Source organism: Bacillus sp. 3G2 (assembly GCF_044324725.1).
GTDB lineage: Bacteria > Bacillota > Bacilli > Bacillales > Bacillaceae_G > Bacillus_A > Bacillus_A mobilis.
In genome coordinates, this window is the sequence record NZ_CP172246.1 from 2,619,902 (window position 1) to 2,638,581 (window position 18,680).

Below are 18,680 nucleotides of genomic sequence, written 5' to 3' on the forward strand. Positions count from 1 at the left end.
AAGTAAAAAAGAGTAAGGAATTAACCCTTACTCTTTTTTACTTTTATACGATATGATAAACATTCATTTAATGACGCTTGCTCTTTATATTCTCTCTCTTCAAAGTCATACGCCCCTCCTGGGAAAATCCCAACTATACTGAAGCGAGCCTCTGCACATAAATTATTAATCTCATCTATAGTATAGCAACGTAAAGATTGTGTTACAATATCATTTGAAGAATCCGTTTCCCACCAATGGTCCAGCATTCTAGCATTTTCACTATCATATTCATATTTTCGCATTGCAGAATAAATCGGCATTTCTTGTCCATTTGCTTTTTCCCAATATAAAGGTTGATAAATATCAATAAGTGCACACCCATCATCTTTCAACCAACTATGGATGCGTTTTAATAAAAATAATTGTTCTGCATCCGTTCCTACACCAAATCCGTCCAAATAAGTAACGACATCAAACTTTTCTTCAAAATTAATTTTATAAAAGTCAGCACAGTGAATAACAATATCATTAGTAGAATGTTCTTTCGCAAACATAACTAACTCTCGTACTAGCTCAACTGTAGTCATCTTTACATTCAAATTAGACATCGCTCTTGCAAATCCACCATTTCCTGCTCCTAGTTCTAACATCGACTGAAATGTATATCCAACTTGTTCTTCTACTTCTTTAGCAACTTCCTGTAACCAATTTTCATTATTTACATCATAGCTTAGTAGTTCAAATTGTTTTTTATAAAATTCTTTTACATTTAATTCGTTCATTAATATTCTCCTCCTGTATATTATTTTTCTGCTACAGGTGAGAAACTAAATTTCTGATACCCATGAAAAATCCTCCTTTTGATTTCCTTTTATTTTATTTTATCAAAATAATCAGAATTTATAAAGTATCAATTTAAAAAACAGATAATGGATGTTCCCACTATCTGCTTCTACGCTGCCTTTATTATCCTTGTTGATACTTCATCCAATCACCCGAAACGATAACTTCCTTCAGCATCTCTTTATCTTGAGCAACATACACAAATGCACGTATTTCTCTATCAGCTAAATAAATCGTTTCGGTGATTCGGTCATATAGGTCACTCTCTGTATTACCTGTGTATTCTTCAAGTTCATCTAATTTTTGCAGAACATCATCATTTACTTCGTAAACTTCTCCATATACTTTGTCTTCATTTGAACAAATCATCGCCGGATACCCTTCGTTTGTATCAAATAATTTTCCATACATCCATGCTTCGTCTGCGATGCATATTGCACCTTGCATAAAATGAGCATTCGTTTGCTCTTTTCTTAACGTGCCATACACGAAAACGTGATGCATATATCCCTATCCCCTTTATATGTCTCTATTTTCTAATTTGTAAATAAGCACGAATCATAAAGTAACTCACTTCATTTGGAAGTTGTTCCTTAATTGATTTCAAGCCACCCTCTGCATTTTGCACAGCAGTTTCAATCATTTGTTCATATTTGGCAGGAACAAAACTGTTCCAATCTACTTCCATTCCATCTTCAAAAGAGCGAATTAAATGATTTTCAATTGTTTGTCTTGATAAGCCACGTTCTTTCGCAATTTCATCTAGATCAATAGCTTGTTTGTACATTTCATACGTTTCTAAATGAGAATTTGCTGAAGCTTTCCCTGATTTTTTCCGCTCTGTCACCACTTCTGTTTTAACTGTTTCAGCATAGTTTGGGTTTTCCTCTATAAAGTGCTGAACTGCTTGTAAGAAATGAGAACCATACTTCACAAGTTTATGTTCGCCAATCCCTTTTACAGTTAAAAGTTCAGAGTCACTTTGCGGCATTTTTGCACACATATCCTTCAACGTTTGATCAGAGAAAATAACGAATGGAGGTACACCTTCTCCTTGCGCAATTTCTTTACGTACTTCACGAAGTACTTCAAATAAAGGATGATCTTGAACAATTTGTCTTGTCTCTACTCGTTCTTTACGTAAAACATTCACTTTACTAAGTAACACTTCTTTCCCTTTTTCCGTTACTTTTAATGTCGGATACGTACCATGTTCAACTGCAATTAACTCATCTGAAATTAGAAACTCAATAAATTCACTGACTTCTTTTACGCTACGATTTGATAGTAATCCGTATGTTGGTAAAGTATGAAAATTAAATTCAATAACTTTCTTATTTTTAGATCCAGTTAGCACTTGTGCGATCATTTGTTTACCAAATCGTTGATTCGTTCTAATCATACAAGATAAAACCATTTGTGACTCTCTCGTCACATCGATACTTTCGCGGTCGTCCGTACAATTACCGCAGCGGCCACAATCTTCCTTCGGTTCTTCTCCAAAGTATTGCAAAATAAATGATTGTAAACATTGTTCTGTATGACAGTAGTCAGTCATATTTTGCAGTTTTTCAAGTTCGTTTGAAAAACGAGATTCTCCAGTCGATTGATCAATTAAAAAGCGCTGTACTTGAACGTCCTGAGAAGAATATAGCAATATACACGTACTATCTAATCCGTCACGTCCGGCACGTCCTGCTTCTTGGTAATAACTTTCCATATTTTTTGGCAGTTGATAATGGATTACGTAACGAATATTCGATTTATCAATCCCCATCCCAAATGCAGATGTCGCTACCATTACACTCACTTCATCACGTAAAAAAAGTTCTTGCTGTTCATTTCGATCGGTATCACTCATACCAGCGTGGTATTTTGATACCGAAACTCCAGCTTTCATTAAATCCTCATACAATTGATCAACTACTTTTCTAGTAGCTGCATATATAATCCCAGATTCTTTTTGATTTTGACGAATATAATCCGCTAAATATGCATTACGATCTTGTCCTTTAATAACAGAAAATGATAAGTTCTCACGCTCAAACGTTGTCATAATCGTATTTTCTTGATTAATTCCAAGCGTGCTGCAAATATCTTCACGAACCTGCGGTGTTGCCGTCGCAGTTAATGCTACTACAAGCGGCTTTTCTGGGAGATAATCTAATATGCGATGTATATGTAAATAACTTGGACGGAAATCATGTCCCCACTGCGAAATACAGTGTGCCTCATCAATTGCAATCATCGGGATTTTCATATCGATAAGTTGGTCAACAAACTCCATTGAATCCAAGCGCTCTGGTGCCACATAAAGTAACTTATAATGACCTTGTTTCGCTAATTGAATACGTTGATTTGCTTCTGTAATAGAAATAGAACTATTAATATAAGTAGCTGAAATACCGTTTTGTACTAATGTATCTACTTGGTCTTTCATAAGTGAAATCAAAGGTGAAATAACTAATGTCGTTCCTTCGAATACTAATGCGGGAATTTGATAACAAATTGACTTACCACCGCCCGTAGGCATAATACAAACTGTATCTTTCCCATCTAATACATTTTTAATTGTTTCATCTTGTCCTCTTCGGAATGATGAATAACCGAAATAAGACGCTAAAAGTTCTTGTGCTTTTGTAAACAAAAAAGAGTCACCTGCTTTTCTATATCTTTCATCTCTTCCTATTATATCATCACTTAAGCGTCTTGAAAGTGATGAATACATGACTAACAGCTTGCTTTTCATTATTTTACGCTTCTCTACGTTTTAAAAGTTGTTTAGCAGTGGTGTTTTAATTGCTATTTATGTCTATGAATTTTAATACCTGAATCAAGCATATCTAATATGAATTACAAAATAAATATACATTTTATTACTCTTCCTTGAATACTACTAATCTTATACATATGAATTCAGGAGGTTACTATATGAAGCAGCAGAATATTAGTTCCATCAAGCAGAAAACAGTACCGAATCCACTCCAATTCTCGGATCATGATGCGTGGAAATATGAATCATATTATAAATACCAACCATTATTTTCTTATAGAAAACTTTTTCATTTTCTTTCTCAACTTTTTAAACGTTAATGTGTGTGATTTATCATCCATAATAATTTTCTCAATATTTACCTTATAGACTTACTACAATACAGTTGGTATCCTATGAAATATTCTGCTTTTATAAATCCCTTAAGTTGACCTGCCTATATTAGCAGGTCTTTTTTGAATATTGTATATTTCAGTACACTTATAAATGTTTGCAAGTCTTTTCTCCATTTTATTACCAAACTCCACTCGCCACAAATGGTGATAATCACAAAAGGTAAAATATAAATTCTTAACATTTAATTACTCAATTCTTTTTTTCTCAATACACAAAACGATTTTCACTTGTTACTATAAAAATACTCCAGATGAGTTTTTGCTCATCAACATTATCTAGTTAAAGGGATCTGCTGCGGGAAGCGGATCCCTTTGACTTTATTAAAGATTCACTTTCATTTGGACACATTTACCAGGTTTTTTTAAAAGAATTTTATGATAATATTACTTAGTCGAGTCCGACATCTCGGCAATACCCTTTGTGGCTCTGCAACTTCCCTTGCAGAGCCTCTTTTACTTTATATTCATTTTATTTATATATACCACAATGAAATTTTTCATCATCTTCCACATCAATTTCTGAAATTAATTTAGGACACGTAACTAAAAATAAATTCCCAACATACTTTGAGTTATACATGTTCAAAGGAGTGTTACCGTTTATGTATTCTTATTGGCAATCGTATTACTCTCCCTATCATAACCCTTATGTACACTTTGATACATCTGTACGTAATTACCGAATTAGTAAAAACGAAAACTTTTTAAAAGGTTATATGCGTTCTTTATGGGAACAACACGTTGCTTGGACGAGATTAGCTATTATAAGTATTGTCTTTAATTTACCAGACGTTAACGTTACGGTTGGGCGACTTCTTCAAAACGCAACACATATGGGACTATCACTTGAACCATTCTATGGTGAAGATGCTGTAAAAAAATATAGTGCTTTAATTAAAGACCACTTAGTCATTGCAGCAGATCTTGTTAAAGCCGCAAAAGCTGGTGACCAAAATGCCGCTGCCGCTATAGAGAAGAAATGGTATGCTAACGCTGATCAAATTGTCGATTTTCTTAACAGTATCAACCCATATATAGAAAAAGAAGCATTTCGGAAAATGTTTTATGAACATTTAGCCTTAACAAAAGCAGAAGCACTTGCCTTCCTAAATAAAGATTTTGAAGCAAGCGTAAAACTATATGATAAAATTGAAAAAGAGGCATTGGAAATGGCCGATATGATAACAAATGCAATCGTAAAGCAATTCCCGCAAGTATTTCAATAACAATAAGCCGATTTGAAAAAACAAATCGGCTTATTAAACTTTCTGTCAATGAAATTTCACCTCTCCTCTTTACATTTAACGTATATCGATATATTTTATTTATATCCGTTTTTTATAGGAGGAAATCTTTTGATTAACGCAATTGGTCTTGTATTTATACTCACAAATAAACACGAGAAAAAAAAGAAAGTTTATCTAAATGAAAAATTCGCATTAATAGACATTATTGATTCTAAGGAAGTAATTGATGATGAAGGAAACTCACTAGTAGAACTAACATGTAAATACAGTATATATTTAGATGAAAAATACTACTGTAAATCTCTCGACGATTATACTGGACAAGTATTTCCATTCTTAAGCGCTAAAATAGGAAAAGGTCTTCTCAGAAACTTGAATTACTATTTCTCTTACGTGGATGCCTATGATAAAAAACCACCTGTTAAAGAAATAAGACCACTTATGAAACAAGTAACGAACAGATAGTGAAAAATACGCAAAAAAGAAAGCATCTAACTTCGGATGCTTTCTTTTTTTGAATCTAGAACTCGTTAAGTTCTATCCTTCTTCTAAAAGTATGTATCTAGGCATACTTTTAATTAAAAACAATGGAGGATTAAATTGAATGAAATACTCAGAAACAATTGTTAGTAAACGTCTTCGAACACTTAAAATATGTAGTATGTTTATTATGCTAGTTTTAATTGGATGGCTTGGATATACAAAATTACTTTATGAAAACGGCTTTCTTCAAGAAAAGAAAAATTCAGTTGAAGTAATGAATACTAGTATTACAGGAGAAATTGAACAAAATTTCCATGTGAACTTACAAGGTTATCGTAAAACAGACCTTGATACTATTATAGATTCAAGTAAAACCGATCCGAGCCAACTATCACTAATCGAGCTAATTAATACATCTTGTGCGCGAGCTTGCATAGGTGAACCATTAACATATGTGGATGAGAACAATGGATATATTTTTTTTACGGAGTCTACCGGAACTAATGTAGTTATACAGATTAAAAAACAAGACACGTGGGAAATTGTAAAAAAATCTGTTCAAGATGGAATTTAAAAGGTTCATACAAAAAAAGAGTACTTTACTTCAAAGTACTCTTTTAAAAATATTACCACTTACGACATTTATCATCATCTTCGTCACGTTTACGATTACGACGGCAATCATCACAATCACAGTCACGTTTACGTCTACAACCACAATCATCACAATCTCTGCGTCTACATCTTCCAAACATTAAATCATCCCAAAATCTATTACAATCTCTACGTCTACAACCACAATTATTACACATGAATATGACTCTCCCCTCTATAGCGTTCATCATATTCTATGTTTAAAAACGAAAAAGGCTTGTTTACTAGTCTATTTTAAATGTATTCATTTGGTATAATTTGAATCTATATTACTAATTTATCCCTATACTTCCTTCTGCGCCTCCACTGCCCGCTTCAACCTCTGCAACATATACCCAATTCCTTTACATCCTGCTAACGGATACGTAATAATTTCTTCTGGATACAATTGTGTCACTACTTTCTTATGCTTCTTGCCTGCAAGTAAAACAATTTCATCATACTGAAGTAAGTCTTTTTCAATCAATTGTTGTTTTAATTGTTCCATACTAATAATTTCATCGCTCTTTGAATCAAAGGCAAGATCATAGTTTTCTAGTACAATATCATTTGGTCTTAAAAATCCATGCTTCGCTGATAATATAACCCAATTCTCAAAAAACATAGTTGCATACGCCTGACATGCTTTTCCGAATGGGCTAACATATACATCTTTTGCCTCCATCGGCCCGTAATCTGGATACTTATCCCAAATTTTCTTTTTTCCACATGGAATTATGCATAACCTTTTCATCGTTATTTCTTACCTCACTTCTAACTGTTTAAATATAAAAATATTGAATTCCCTACTTCTTCATACTCAGCTTCTATATCTCCAATACCCACTACGTTCCAACCATTATTGGTTTCTATCGGCTTTTCATTCATTATAATATGAACTTGTGTCATATTTTTAAAATCTTCTTCAAAAGATGCTAAAACAGGTTGATTTATCATATATGTTTTATTATGTATACTTACACTTAAAAAGGTTTTATGTAACGCTTTATTTTTGTTTAATTTTACATTCATTGGATTAAACGAATTTAATTGTATATTCCCTACAATATACAAATGATATCCTTTTTCCTTATAAAATTGTTTAAATTCCTTGTCTCTTTCGTTTTGAACAAAATAAAAAATTTGCTTCGTTTCTTTGCTTATTGCAAATTCATTATTTAAACTTAAAACAACATTAATATTTTGTTTTAAAAAAACATATAACGATTTATCACTATTAAAGAAGTTCGTTTTCCATTCAGGATGGATTTCATCTAATAATAAACATAAAAGCATTCCTGAGCTATAGCAGCTCTTCCTAATGTTATAATTAGCATCATATGTATCTAAAATAAGTCCGCTATATTTTCGTAATGTTTCACTTTCATCATTTTTACATACTGCAATATGGGCGTTCATTTCAACATACCAAGCAGGCCCCTCTATACTTTCAACCATACACTCATAAGTTATAAACTCTTCTTTTATAAAACGAGTTCTTTGTTCTCTTAATTCGATAAATTGCTTCGTATAATTATATTTCTCAGCTTTTGACTTACAATGCACAGCATTATATAAACAAATTCGCTCTTTATTTCGCAATTCTATATTTTCTTCTGTTATAGGATATTGAAATCCTAGAGATTCATTTGGAAATCTACTTTCTTTATTCCAATATTGATAGCAATGAAAAAGTTCATGCACCACAACTGCATGTAAATTCCTATAATTTCTATGCCTATTCATATTCACAATGGCAGTCGGATAATCTTTTAATAGGATAAATGTATCACCCTTAAATTGTTCATCCCGCTTTAAAACGGCATACTCACTCTCATCTTTCAAAAATAATGGATGATGAAATACATACACATGCTCATCATTATATAATGCAAATGCAGCCCTATTGAAACCAGGCCATAGTGTATTCAATAATTCTATATTTACATTTTTCTTTATTCGATTTAAAATATTGTTCATTATATGTAACCCCCCTATATCATTCTACATACACCTATTCTATTCCACTTAAAAACAACCCTTTTATTTACATAAATGTCAGAAAAGTATATACCTTTTCTCGAACTACAATGTATTATATAAATATACATGTAATGATTTTATGAAAAGGAGGTGAACAAATGAAAAATATAATCCCTGCACTATTACTCTATATTATTGTTTGCATAATCGCTATGATTGCTCCAGCATCTGAAGGTTATAATCATGTTAGCTGGAAATTGTTTGTTGGGCAAGCGTATGCCATACCTATTTTCATCATTGCAGCTATTATTACATTTTATATAAACAGGAAAAAGTCTACGAATAAACAGTTGTAAGGATAGCAAATGCTATCCTTATTTTAATTCATGAATCAGATCAAAAATTACACTTGCAGTACTTTCTATCCTTTCTTCCGAAAAATCAAACGTGACACCTGTTTTTTCATATATTTCTTGTATAGTTAAATTCCAATCTGCACTCGCTCCCTCTTTAAAGAAAGCAATCGCTTTTTCTGGATCTTTCCGATAAATTTGAAACAATTGCATTGCTCCTATTTGTGCAATGGCGTATTCAATTTGATAAAAAGGAAACTGAACATAGTGAAATGACTCTAACCAGCTTGCACCGATTTCATTCTCTAATCCTGTAATATCGACTGATGAATATTGATACCTTTTGCATATTTCAGCGTATTTCTTATCACGTTCTTCTGGTGTATGATTTGGATTTGTATAGAGCCAGTGCTGAAATACATCTCCTGTAATTGACGACATTAACAGAGACAAAGCACGATATAATTGTACGCGCTGCACTTCTTTATATTCATCCTCTTGCTTATAAAAGATATCCAGCTTGTCCATTACTAGCAACTCAAGACTAAGGGAGTAAAGCTCAGCCACTTCTTCACGAAGATATCTTTCCTGCATGCTACTATCATTGTTAAATTGTCTATAAAAATGAAAGGCATGCCCTACTTCATGTATGAGTGCATTAATTGCATAAAATGATGGACTAAAATTAGAATACACAAAAACCTCTTTACTATGAGGCAAGGTAAAACAAGCGGCTCCTGGCGCCTTATTTTCACGTTCTTCTACGTCAATGAATCCAACTTTCCTTATATGAAGAAATTTCTCATAAAAATATAAATCAGTCTTCTGAAACATTTCTTCCACCCCATCCAATAAATCAACGGTATTTTGAAATGGGGCTTTTGGTAAATTACAAGGCGTTAGATCCCAAGGGTGATACGTTTTTACACCGAGATTCTTTTTAGAAAGACTTCCTAACTGTTTCCAAATCGGTACAACATACTTTTCTATAGATGCATGAAGTTTATAACACTCTTCAATACTATAATCCCTATTTTTTTGTTTAAAATCATATTCACTATAATTATTACATCCTGCATGTAAAGCTATCTCATTCCGCAATTGTACGAGTTCATTCATAATACAATCTATTTCTATTTTTACTACACTTCTTGCTGCACATAAAGCGTACCAAGCTTTTTCACGAATATCTCTATTGGGGTTATCTAGCTTTGCTTTTATGTATGCATACGTCTTTTGCTCACCTTCCCAATTAATAGAAATATTAGACATTATTTCTCTATATTTCGTAATAAGTTCTTGCTCTTTAATGGAAAGAGCAATGTTCTTTTCATTAAACATTTTACTTTTTACTACCCTTGCTTTTTTCATAAATCCATATTTCTGCTCATCTAATAAATTAGAAAATGGACACTCTCTCAATTTCTGGTCAAATTTTGCATTGTATCTTTTTAAAAGTGGTTGAATTGTATTTTGATTATACATATGTAAATCACGTATATTTCTGTCATTTGTATCTCTATACTTGGCGATTAAACTACTTGTTATCTCCTCTTCTACTTCAGCGTTTACACGCAATTCCTCCAAAAGCCAACGCTCTAACTCTGAAACAGAAGTAATATTTCGCTCTAAAAGTGACTGTAATTTACTTTCTAAATCATTAAGCATACACAATCCTCCCGTTTTTAATTTTCTGTTTTTTAGAGATAAAAAAGGACAAGTAGCCAATCTGACTACTTGTCCTTTTTTGTTAAACCGTACTCAATACTATTAAGCTTGGAATGCTTCTGTTAATACTGGTACGATTTGTTTTTTACGAGATACAACACCTTTTAATGTAGCTGTGTTGTTTTCTAGAGATACGTTGTATGCTTTCTCAACAACATTTGCTGCTTTACCGATCGCAAGACCGACAGAATCGTTAGTTAAGATATCAGTTACAACGAATAAGAATAGGTCTAAACCTTTTTCTTCTACTACTGCAGAGATAACTTTTTCAAGTTCCGCTTGGTGTACAAGAACGTCGTTTGTATCAACAGCGTTTACTTGTGCGATTTCAACTTTCGCATTACCCATTTGGAATTCTTTAGCGTCAAGAGAGATTAATTGCTCCATTGTTTTTCCGCTTAAGTCAGCACCAGCTTTTAACATTTCTAAGCCGTAGCTATCAGCATCTACACCAGCGATTTCCGCTAATTCACGAGCTGCCGCTACGTCTTGTTCTGTGCAAGTTGGAGATTTGAATAGTAAAGAATCTGAAATGATTGCAGATAACATTAAACCTGCAACTTCTTTACGAATTGCAACGCCGTTTTCTTTGTACATTTTGTTTAAGATTGTAGCTGTACAACCAACTGGCTCACAACGGTAGTAAATAGGATCGCTTGTTTCAAAGTTAGCAATACGGTGATGGTCAATAACTTCTAACACACGAACAGATTCGATATCGTTAGCACTTTGTTGACGCTCGTTATGATCAACTAAAATAACGTTGTCCACTTCGCTTGCAACTGTCTCAACAAAACGCGGTCCTTCTACTTTAAAATAGTCTAACGCAAGTTGAGTTTCACCGCTGATTTCGCCTAAACGTACAGGCTCAGCATTCATTCCTAATTCTTTTTTCAATTCTGCATAAGCAATTGCAGAACAAATTGCATCTGTATCTGGGTTTTTATGCCCGAAAACTAGTACTTTTTCCATGTTTTCCACCTCTTCATGAAAAGGATATCTTAAAGAAGCAAATATGACAATATTTAAAGCCCAATTTTTTATAAATAATTGCACTTTCTTCTATATTTTTCATCGTTTTTCGTAAAAAAGATCATCTAAAATAAATTAGATGATCAAAATGTATAGTTTATTTAAAATAAGCTAGGTGCTTGAACTACATGATTTAGCGTGAAATTCGATGCCAAACCGTTATTTACAAGGTTAACATCTATAACTTGGTAAAATGCATTCCCCGTATCTGCAATTTCCCATACAGCTAAAATAAGGTGATATCCATTTCTATCAGTAGGTACATTTGCTTCATGTGTTACGGAAGTTCCTGGTTTAGCTCCTCCGTCATTTTTCACATAAAACGGTACTAAATCTAAATCAGATCGTGATAATGGCTTATTTGGATTCCAATCTTTTTTCGTAATATAGTATTTCCATTCTTTCGTACTATGAGGTGCGGTTAGTTTCCACTTAAATGTATTCGTCCCGCCGTTTAACGTAACTTTCTTCCACCTATCTACTGTTTGAACGTCTAACGCAGGGAAATGGCCTGCTCCTGCGATTTGCCCATCAGAAGGTCCTAATTGCGGGAATCCACCTATCCCTTCTACACTTTGCGGTTCATATTGAATCGGACCGCAATTTACATTCACACCTTGCTTACATAAATAAGAACGGCTCGCTGGTGATTCTACATATCCATGAGCGGAAGCTTTTTCTGCAAAACCGAAAGTCAATAATCCCGTAAGTAATATCCCACCACTTAATATAACTTTCTTCGCCTTCTGTAAACCTTTCGTTTTCATCCCGTCATCCCCTTTCCCATAATTAAGCGAAAATAACTATAGTCGGCTAGTCATCTTCTCTACATCCATTATAAGTCGAGGAGCATAACGAAATGAACCCTCTAAAAACTTTCTCAAATTCAATTAGTACATTAAACAAATTCAAATAACACTGCTAGAGAAATATAGACGGTGTTAAAAATCGGGATTTATTATTTTGAGCATGATAACTATAAAACTTTATAATAAATAACTGTCGCATCTAAATTACCACTCGGAGAAATTGCGTATCCTGGTATTTTTCCAGCCTCTTGATACTCTAATGATTTATACAATATATTAGAAGGGTCTCCTTCTCTCGTATCTAGTACTATAAGAGACCTATTTTCTTGTTTTGCACGTTCCTCTGCTTTTTGCATAAGTAAACGTCCAATGCCTTTACACCTAAAGTTTGGATGAGTCATTAATTTGCAAATTTCGGCTCTATGAATCCCATTAGGCTTTGTAACTAAATGTAATTGAATACTCCCTGCCACTTCATTATTTATTTTAGCAACATATAAGATTACTTCTGGTGCTAATACAGTTTCCCAATACTTCGCTGATTCTTTTTGTTCCAGTGGAGGTAAAAAACCAATTGACGCCCCATCATCTACAACCATTTTCAAAAGTTTAGAAAGCTCTTCCACATCATCTTTTATTTGCTTAATCTCTTCAATTCTTACATTTTGCATTACTAATCCCCCTTTTGTTTCATTGTACCAAGTTTTATAGAAGGAATAACAGGTTACTAAGATGAAATTATTTAAGGTACAATTTTTCAGAGAAAGGATACTTATATATGAAGTATATATTAGATAGGACTTACGCAAGAGAACTTCTCGAATGGGCATATGAACAAAACCCAGGTCCGTGGTTCGAACATTCAATTAATGTTGCTCTTGCAACTGAAAAGATAGTTGTAGAACTTATTAATAATGGGCATTATCACCTAAATGCTGACATAGCATATAATGCTGCCCTCCTGCATGATATAGGAAGGTATAAAGGTTTTACTAAATCTGTTATTCATTCCTATGATGGTTATATGTATATGAATGATTTAGGGTATAAAGGAAACGCGATTATTTGCGTGACACATTCATTCCCGTGCAAAAATGAGCATTTAGATATAGCAGCGGAGTGGGCCCTTGTTCCTGATTATATGAAAAGCCGCTTAATTGAAATATTAAATGAAAATAGTAACTACGACTTATACAATAAGGTCATTACCCTTTGTGACGCACTTGCTGATGCGGAAGGCTTTACTACTCTTGAAAAAAGATTGATTTCAGTTGGTTTACGACATGGAACAACCTCTCATTCTTCTTTACATTGGAAAGGTTTCTATACAATTAAGAATGAATTAGAATCTTTAATCGGTAAGAGCATATACAAAGTTCTTCCTGACATAGAGAAGTCGATTTATAAAAATATGGAATGTTAAATTACATACAACTTAAAAAAGATAGAATTTTTATGTGTACTTCTAAAGAAATCATTGAAAAGTGGAGGGATTAACCATTAGTAAAATAGGATTTGACTTAATTAATCATGAGGATAACTTTGATCTCGGATATCAAGATATCGAGGCGATATGTAAGAAATGCAAATTTTCTAACTGCTCTCATACAAATGAACCACACTGCGCAATTAAAAAAGCTATTTCCGATGGAATTGTTACAGAAGACATGATGAATAGTTATTATAGGGATAAGAATGAATTCGAATATGTGTGTAAACAAAAGAACAAAACAAAAGCTATTGATTATATGAAACAATTGAAACTTTTTCGGAAAACTTAAAACTAAATAAATAGTTGTTATTTCTCATTCCCACTAAATTTAAAATTCTTACTTTAATACATTACATACCAGGTAATTTTTATACGCAAATTCAATCTCACATAAAAAACGTTTTAAACATAAAGTTTAAAACGTTTTTTTACTTTCAATGATTTTGATTTTTCATTTCTGTTAAACATTCCTGTACTAAAGTTACAGCTTGACTCATTGCAGCTCCACCAGCAAATGCTGCTGATACACCACACGCTTCCAGAATTTCTTTATCTGAACATCCTTGATCCAGACAACCTTTTGTATGATAAATAGTACAGTATTCGTCTTGCGTTGCTAGACTAATTCCTAATGCAATAAGTTGTTTTTCTCTTTTTGTTAAAGAACCCTCTTGAAAACAAGCTTGCGTGAATGCATTATACGTTTCAGCAATTTCAGGAATTTGGTTTGTAAAACTACCAATTCCTTCTTTATAATGATGTAGAACATCATTTACTGAACTATGTTGTTCGTGTTCCATCTTATTATTACCCCCATTCAAATTATGTGTACCTATTGTAGTATGTGATGAAAAGAAGGCAATATACCTTAACAAAAAGAATGAATATTCAGTTTATTATAACTACAATTTCAGACTATCATCCACTACTGATTGTTCCTTATAGTTTTTCCTTTCAATCTCTTTACTTCTCTCTTCCCAAAATGTTAATCCTTCAATTCCCACATTTTTAGGATCAAACACGGGATCTTTCCCTTCTTTTTTCTGCGCTTCATAATCTTTTAACACTTTTAATGCGATCTTACTTAGTAGTAGAATCGCGATTAGATTTAACCATGCCATACTACCAATTCCTAAATCTCCAAGATTCCATAAAAGCGAAGCTGATTCTACGCTACCGATGTAAACCATAATTAAAAATCCAATTTTTAAAACTGGTTTTAACCATCTATGTTTAAGCTCACGATCTAAATAAGTAAGTGTCGTTTCAGCGATATAGTAATATGCAAGTAATGTTGTAAATGCGAAGAAGAAGATTGCAATTGAAATGAATAATGGACCAAACCCTGTCATAACAGTTTCAACTGCTTGTTGTGTATAGATCGGACCTGCATCAACATTCCCTATATTTGTTACAATAGCGCTTTTCCCTTCCGGTATAACATTATACATGCCTGTTATTAAAATCATTAGAGCTGTCGCTGTACAAACAACAATTGTATCGATATATACAGAAAACGCTTGAACTAACCCTTGTTTGGCAGGATGGGATACTTCAGCGGCAGCTGAGCTATACGTCGCTTCTCCAACGCCAGCAACATTTGAAAATACAGCGCGTTTTACTCCCCATGCGATTGCTGCGCCGACGATTCCGCCAAACATTTCATTTACACCAAAAGCACTAGAGAAAATTAAAGCGAACATACTTGGAATTTCTGTTACATTCGCAAGTAATACGATACATGTAACAATTACATAACCTATTGCCATAAATGGAACAAGCATTTGCGAAACGCCAGCAATTCTCTTTACGCCACCAAAAATGATCGCCGCTAATAGTACGACTAACAATATACCAGTTATATATTTGCTAATGCCATTAGAGTTTTCAAAACCAACTGCGATACTACTAGATTGAATACCTGGTAGTAAAACACCATATGAAAGTGTTACAACGACCGCTACAATGACTGCAAACCATTTCATTTTCAGGCCTTTTTCAATGAAATATGGTGTACCACCGCGGTATTCATTTCCGACCTTACTTTTATATACTTGAGATAATGTTGATTCAACAAATGCGCTCGCTGCACCTAAAAGTGCCATTACCCACATCCAAAATACAGCTCCAGGTCCACCAAAAGCAATAGCTGTCGCGACCCCTGCAATATTACCTATTCCAACCCTACCAGATAACGCTAAACAAAATGCTTGAAAGGATGAAATCCCTGTCTCCGAGCTCTTCCCTTCAAATAATAGTTTAATCATCTCTTTAAAATAACGAATTTGTAGAAAACGAGTTGCAATTGTAAAATACACACCTGCTCCTAATGCAAATACAACTAACCCAATACTCCATACTTGCCCTACTAACCACTCTACTAATTGCTCCATCCAAATCCCCCTTAACATTCTTTTGAAAACTATTTTATATATAAGAAAACGGACAACTATTATTAAACCTTACAGTTGTCCGTATCTCTCATTATTTCATCCTTCTATTTATTAACAGTTAGATACTTTATTACTTTATATTTACCCAAACGCTTTTCACTTCTGTATAGTTATCAAGCGCATATGAACCTAACTCACGACCGATACCAGATTGTTTAAAGCCACCAAATGGTGCAGCTGCATTTTCTAAGTTATAATCATTGATCCATACTGTTCCTGCCTTTAATTTATTGGCAACTTGATGTCCTGTTTTAATATTTTGTGTCCATACGCCTGCAGCGAGTCCGTATGAAGAGCGATTTGCTCTTTCAATGACCTCTTCTGTTGAATCAAATGGAAGTACAACGACAACTGGTCCAAAAATTTCTTCTTTCACAATTGTCATATCATCAGTAACATTTATGAATACTGTTGGCTGTACAAAATATCCTTTTTCAAATGCCCGTTCACCACCAGCAGCAACAGTAGCGCCTTCTGCTTTTCCTTGTTCAATGTAATGTAGCACACGATCTTGTTGCTTTTTAGATACAAGTGGACCCATTTCCGTTTCCTTCTCCATACCTGCTCCAAGTTTCACGTTATTCGCCATTTTTACTAGTTCATTTACGACTGTTTCGTAATGTTTTCGGTGAACGAACACGCGAGAACCAGCACTACAATTTTGGCCGTGATTATACATAATGCCTTGGAATGCGCCATTAATCGCTTCTTCTAAATCAGCGTCTTCTAAAATGATATTTGGTGATTTACCACCAAGTTCTAACGTTACATGTTTAATTGTTTCTGCAGATTGACGCATAATATATTTCCCTGTAACAGTTGAACCTGTGAAGGCTACCTTATCAATATCATGATGGTTTACGATTGCAGCTCCCGCTTCAGGGCCGAAACCTGGCACAAAGTTTACGACACCGTTTGGAAAACCTGCTTCTTTAAAGAGTTTCGCTGTATATAATAACGATAAAGGCGTTTGTTCTGCTGGTTTTAAGACAATCGTACAACCTGTTGCTAATGCAGCTCCCATTTTCCAAGAAGACATAACGAGCGGAAAATTCCAAGGAATAATTTGACCTACAACCCCAACTGGTTCGTGGCGTGTGTAATTTAAGTAATCTTTTGAAATCGGAATTGTTTGCCCGATAATCTTTGTAGCCCATCCCGCATAATAACGATAATTTTCTACAGTTGCTGCAATATCATCATCCAGTGCTACTTGATATGGTTTCCCGTTATCTAATGCTTCTAACTGTGCTAATTCTTCTCCATGTTCTTCAATTAGGTCTGCTAATTTATAAATAAGATGCGCCCTTTCAGCGGTAGTCATTTCTGCCCAAGGTCCTGATTCAAATGCAGATCTTGCTGCTTTAACTGCGACATCAATTTCCTCTGCTTGCGCTTCGCATACGACAGCCAGAACATCTTCTGTTGCTGGATTGAATGTCTCAAATGTCTTCCCGCTAATGGAAGGAACAAATTCACCATTAATAAACATTTTAATTTCTTCATTTAAAAACGCTTTCACTTTTGGTCTCAGCTCAATGTTTGTCGTTAACATATATGATCTCCTCCTTATTTAAACAGCTGCATGAGCTGCAATTTTTGAAATAATCGTTTGAAGTTTTTGATCTTCTTCTTCAGTCAATCCGAGTCTTGGATAACGAGAAGGTCCCCCGGCTTGCCCGTGTAATTCCATTGAGCGTTTAACGATTTGTACATATTTCCCTGACCCTTCAAGAAACTCACAAAGTGGTAAAATCGCATCGTTTATTTCCCAAGCTTTTTCTAATTCACCATTTTGGAAATGCTCATACATTTTCGTAACAAGTCCTGGTACAATATTTCCTGCCACTGAAACCCATCCCGTGGCACCAACTAAATAGGATTCCATAACTAAATCTTCAGACCCACAGAAGACTTGAAAAGCACCTTCGCCTTGTCTTACTAAATCCCTAGCTTTTCGAATATCTCCGCTTGATTCTTTAATATGTGTAACATTTTCACATTCTTTTCCAATACGTAGCATGAGCTCCGTACTCATATCAACACCGGATGTAAACGGGTTATTATATAACATAATTGGTATATTTACAGCGTTTGAGATTTCTTTAAAGTGAAAATAAATTTCCTCTTCTTTCGGTTTACAATAGTACGAGTTTATAATTAATGCACAATCTGCTCCATGTGCTTCTGCATGTTTCGTATATTCAATCGTTTCTTTCGTCGTTTCTGCTGCAGTTCCAACAATAACTGGAATACGGCCATCTACTTCTTTTAATACTGTTTCTACCATTTTAAATCGTTCTTCTTTTGATAAACTAACAAACTCTCCTGTACTTCCATTAATAATAATCCCAGCTACTTTTTGCTCAATAAAGTAGTTTACGTTTTGTTTTACACCATTCCAATTAATTTCTTGCAACTCATCCATCGGTGTGATTAATACTGGAAATGCCCCTTTAATGTTTTTCATAATT

At 34.0% G+C, this 18,680-nt stretch carries 21 protein-coding genes; 7 read left to right on the top strand and 14 right to left on the bottom strand.

The window, feature by feature from the left end:
- Positions 1–20: 20 nt before the first annotated feature.
- The 3 genes from ACHZK0_RS13415 to recQ form a co-directional block, all read right to left on the bottom strand.
- Positions 21–764, bottom strand: coding sequence for a class I SAM-dependent methyltransferase (locus ACHZK0_RS13415; protein WP_270344121.1), 744 nt, complete (start codon positions 762–764; stop codon positions 21–23).
- A gap of 184 nt (positions 765–948) precedes the next feature.
- Complete coding sequence (locus ACHZK0_RS13420; RefSeq protein ID WP_262742568.1) at positions 949–1,329, bottom strand: gamma-glutamylcyclotransferase family protein; 381 nt, start codon at positions 1,327–1,329, stop codon at positions 949–951.
- 25 nt (positions 1,330–1,354) lie between these two features.
- Entirely contained in the window at positions 1,355–3,472 is a 2,118-nt protein-coding gene (gene recQ / locus ACHZK0_RS13425) for a DNA helicase RecQ (RefSeq protein WP_395761715.1), read from the bottom strand.
- Positions 3,473–3,756: 284 nt separating this feature from the next.
- Here recQ and ACHZK0_RS13430 point away from each other — a divergent pair, with 284 nt between their 5' ends.
- From ACHZK0_RS13430 to ACHZK0_RS13445, 4 genes are all read left to right on the top strand, one after another.
- Positions 3,757–3,918, top strand: a complete 162-nt coding sequence (locus ACHZK0_RS13430; protein ID WP_262742570.1) for a hypothetical protein — start codon at positions 3,757–3,759, stop codon at positions 3,916–3,918.
- A 677-nt stretch (positions 3,919–4,595) separates the two neighbouring features.
- Positions 4,596–5,219, top strand: coding sequence for an acetylglutamate kinase (locus ACHZK0_RS13435; RefSeq protein WP_262742571.1), 624 nt, complete (start codon positions 4,596–4,598; stop codon positions 5,217–5,219).
- 129 nt (positions 5,220–5,348) lie between these two features.
- Positions 5,349–5,705: a hypothetical protein gene (locus tag ACHZK0_RS13440; protein WP_000606238.1), complete on the top strand. Its 357-nt coding sequence runs from the start codon at positions 5,349–5,351 to the stop codon at positions 5,703–5,705.
- A gap of 139 nt (positions 5,706–5,844) precedes the next feature.
- Positions 5,845–6,297 (top strand): hypothetical protein, encoded by a 453-nt coding sequence (locus ACHZK0_RS13445; RefSeq protein ID WP_395760475.1) that lies wholly within the window; start codon positions 5,845–5,847, stop codon positions 6,295–6,297.
- Between the two features lie 52 nt (positions 6,298–6,349).
- Here the strand turns inward: ACHZK0_RS13445 and ACHZK0_RS13450 are convergent, their stop codons facing one another.
- From ACHZK0_RS13450 to ACHZK0_RS13460, 3 genes are all read right to left on the bottom strand, one after another.
- Positions 6,350–6,535 (bottom strand): hypothetical protein, encoded by a 186-nt coding sequence (locus ACHZK0_RS13450; RefSeq protein WP_395760476.1) that lies wholly within the window; start codon positions 6,533–6,535, stop codon positions 6,350–6,352.
- 125 nt (positions 6,536–6,660) lie between these two features.
- Positions 6,661–7,110 carry a DUF6884 domain-containing protein gene (locus ACHZK0_RS13455; RefSeq protein WP_395760477.1) on the bottom strand — a complete coding sequence of 150 codons (450 nt, stop codon included), beginning with the start codon at positions 7,108–7,110 and terminating at the stop codon, positions 6,661–6,663.
- 20 nt (positions 7,111–7,130) lie between these two features.
- Positions 7,131–8,336: a peptide ABC transporter permease gene (locus ACHZK0_RS13460; RefSeq protein ID WP_395760478.1), complete on the bottom strand. Its 1,206-nt coding sequence runs from the start codon at positions 8,334–8,336 to the stop codon at positions 7,131–7,133.
- A 161-nt stretch (positions 8,337–8,497) separates the two neighbouring features.
- Between ACHZK0_RS13460 and ACHZK0_RS13465 the strand changes: the two genes are divergently transcribed.
- Positions 8,498–8,695 (top strand): DUF4017 family protein, encoded by a 198-nt coding sequence (locus ACHZK0_RS13465; protein ID WP_395760479.1) that lies wholly within the window; start codon positions 8,498–8,500, stop codon positions 8,693–8,695.
- An 18-nt stretch (positions 8,696–8,713) separates the two neighbouring features.
- Here ACHZK0_RS13465 and ACHZK0_RS13470 read toward each other — a convergent pair whose 3' ends face one another.
- From ACHZK0_RS13470 to ACHZK0_RS13485, 4 genes are all read right to left on the bottom strand, one after another.
- Positions 8,714–10,360 carry a M3 family oligoendopeptidase gene (locus ACHZK0_RS13470; RefSeq protein ID WP_262742900.1) on the bottom strand — a complete coding sequence of 549 codons (1,647 nt, stop codon included), beginning with the start codon at positions 10,358–10,360 and terminating at the stop codon, positions 8,714–8,716.
- Positions 10,361–10,462: 102 nt separating this feature from the next.
- Positions 10,463–11,392, bottom strand: coding sequence for a manganese-dependent inorganic pyrophosphatase (gene ppaC, locus ACHZK0_RS13475; protein ID WP_395760480.1), 930 nt, complete (start codon positions 11,390–11,392; stop codon positions 10,463–10,465).
- A 161-nt stretch (positions 11,393–11,553) separates the two neighbouring features.
- Complete coding sequence (locus tag ACHZK0_RS13480) at positions 11,554–12,219, bottom strand: lytic polysaccharide monooxygenase (RefSeq protein ID WP_073515324.1); 666 nt, start codon at positions 12,217–12,219, stop codon at positions 11,554–11,556.
- A 209-nt stretch (positions 12,220–12,428) separates the two neighbouring features.
- Positions 12,429–12,932, bottom strand: a complete 504-nt coding sequence (locus tag ACHZK0_RS13485; RefSeq protein WP_270343964.1) for a GNAT family N-acetyltransferase — start codon at positions 12,930–12,932, stop codon at positions 12,429–12,431.
- A 107-nt stretch (positions 12,933–13,039) separates the two neighbouring features.
- Between ACHZK0_RS13485 and ACHZK0_RS13490 the strand changes: the two genes are divergently transcribed.
- Positions 13,040–13,684, top strand: coding sequence for an HD domain-containing protein (locus ACHZK0_RS13490; RefSeq protein WP_262742904.1), 645 nt, complete (start codon positions 13,040–13,042; stop codon positions 13,682–13,684).
- A gap of 61 nt (positions 13,685–13,745) precedes the next feature.
- The gene (locus tag ACHZK0_RS13495; RefSeq protein ID WP_060631176.1) at positions 13,746–14,042 is read left to right on the top strand and encodes a hypothetical protein; all 297 of its coding nucleotides are present in this window, start codon (positions 13,746–13,748) and stop codon (positions 14,040–14,042) included.
- A 145-nt stretch (positions 14,043–14,187) separates the two neighbouring features.
- On the opposite strand, the gene ACHZK0_RS13500 is transcribed toward ACHZK0_RS13495, so the two are convergent.
- The 4 genes from ACHZK0_RS13500 to dapA all read right to left on the bottom strand — a co-directional run bounded on the left by ACHZK0_RS13500 (position 14,188) and on the right by dapA (position 18,676).
- Entirely contained in the window at positions 14,188–14,553 is a 366-nt protein-coding gene (locus tag ACHZK0_RS13500) for a carboxymuconolactone decarboxylase family protein (RefSeq protein WP_061679722.1), read from the bottom strand.
- A gap of 102 nt (positions 14,554–14,655) precedes the next feature.
- Positions 14,656–16,146 (bottom strand): alanine/glycine:cation symporter family protein, encoded by a 1,491-nt coding sequence (locus ACHZK0_RS13505; protein WP_262742906.1) that lies wholly within the window; start codon positions 16,144–16,146, stop codon positions 14,656–14,658.
- Between the two features lie 130 nt (positions 16,147–16,276).
- Positions 16,277–17,761: an aldehyde dehydrogenase family protein gene (locus ACHZK0_RS13510; RefSeq protein ID WP_262742907.1), complete on the bottom strand. Its 1,485-nt coding sequence runs from the start codon at positions 17,759–17,761 to the stop codon at positions 16,277–16,279.
- 18 nt (positions 17,762–17,779) lie between these two features.
- Positions 17,780–18,676 carry a 4-hydroxy-tetrahydrodipicolinate synthase gene (gene dapA, locus ACHZK0_RS13515; protein WP_073515329.1) on the bottom strand — a complete coding sequence of 299 codons (897 nt, stop codon included), beginning with the start codon at positions 18,674–18,676 and terminating at the stop codon, positions 17,780–17,782.
- Between the last annotated feature and the right edge of the window lie 4 nt (positions 18,677–18,680).

What these genes read in the sequence shown, in the direction of transcription:
- ACHZK0_RS13415 (WP_270344121.1), bottom strand. Translation starts at nt 764, where the DNA reads ATGAACGAATTAAATGTAAAAGAATTTTATAAAAAACAATTTGAACTA.
- ACHZK0_RS13420 (WP_262742568.1), bottom strand. Translation starts at nt 1,329, where the DNA reads ATGCATCACGTTTTCGTGTATGGCACGTTAAGAAAAGAGCAAACGAAT.
- ACHZK0_RS13430 (WP_262742570.1), top strand. Translation starts at nt 3,757, where the DNA reads ATGAAGCAGCAGAATATTAGTTCCATCAAGCAGAAAACAGTACCGAAT.
- ACHZK0_RS13435 (WP_262742571.1), top strand. Translation starts at nt 4,596, where the DNA reads ATGTATTCTTATTGGCAATCGTATTACTCTCCCTATCATAACCCTTAT.
- ACHZK0_RS13445 (WP_395760475.1), top strand. Translation starts at nt 5,845, where the DNA reads ATGAAATACTCAGAAACAATTGTTAGTAAACGTCTTCGAACACTTAAA.
- ACHZK0_RS13450 (WP_395760476.1), bottom strand. Translation starts at nt 6,535, where the DNA reads ATGTGTAATAATTGTGGTTGTAGACGTAGAGATTGTAATAGATTTTGG.
- ACHZK0_RS13455 (WP_395760477.1), bottom strand. Translation starts at nt 7,110, where the DNA reads ATGAAAAGGTTATGCATAATTCCATGTGGAAAAAAGAAAATTTGGGAT.
- ACHZK0_RS13460 (WP_395760478.1), bottom strand. Translation starts at nt 8,336, where the DNA reads ATGAACAATATTTTAAATCGAATAAAGAAAAATGTAAATATAGAATTA.
- ACHZK0_RS13465 (WP_395760479.1), top strand. Translation starts at nt 8,498, where the DNA reads ATGAAAAATATAATCCCTGCACTATTACTCTATATTATTGTTTGCATA.
- ACHZK0_RS13470 (WP_262742900.1), bottom strand. Translation starts at nt 10,360, where the DNA reads ATGCTTAATGATTTAGAAAGTAAATTACAGTCACTTTTAGAGCGAAAT.
- ppaC (WP_395760480.1), bottom strand. Translation starts at nt 11,392, where the DNA reads ATGGAAAAAGTACTAGTTTTCGGGCATAAAAACCCAGATACAGATGCA.
- ACHZK0_RS13480 (WP_073515324.1), bottom strand. Translation starts at nt 12,219, where the DNA reads ATGAAAACGAAAGGTTTACAGAAGGCGAAGAAAGTTATATTAAGTGGT.
- ACHZK0_RS13485 (WP_270343964.1), bottom strand. Translation starts at nt 12,932, where the DNA reads ATGCAAAATGTAAGAATTGAAGAGATTAAGCAAATAAAAGATGATGTG.
- ACHZK0_RS13490 (WP_262742904.1), top strand. Translation starts at nt 13,040, where the DNA reads ATGAAGTATATATTAGATAGGACTTACGCAAGAGAACTTCTCGAATGG.
- ACHZK0_RS13500 (WP_061679722.1), bottom strand. Translation starts at nt 14,553, where the DNA reads ATGGAACACGAACAACATAGTTCAGTAAATGATGTTCTACATCATTAT.
- ACHZK0_RS13505 (WP_262742906.1), bottom strand. Translation starts at nt 16,146, where the DNA reads ATGGAGCAATTAGTAGAGTGGTTAGTAGGGCAAGTATGGAGTATTGGG.
- ACHZK0_RS13510 (WP_262742907.1), bottom strand. Translation starts at nt 17,761, where the DNA reads ATGTTAACGACAAACATTGAGCTGAGACCAAAAGTGAAAGCGTTTTTA.
- dapA (WP_073515329.1), bottom strand. Translation starts at nt 18,676, where the DNA reads ATGAAAAACATTAAAGGGGCATTTCCAGTATTAATCACACCGATGGAT.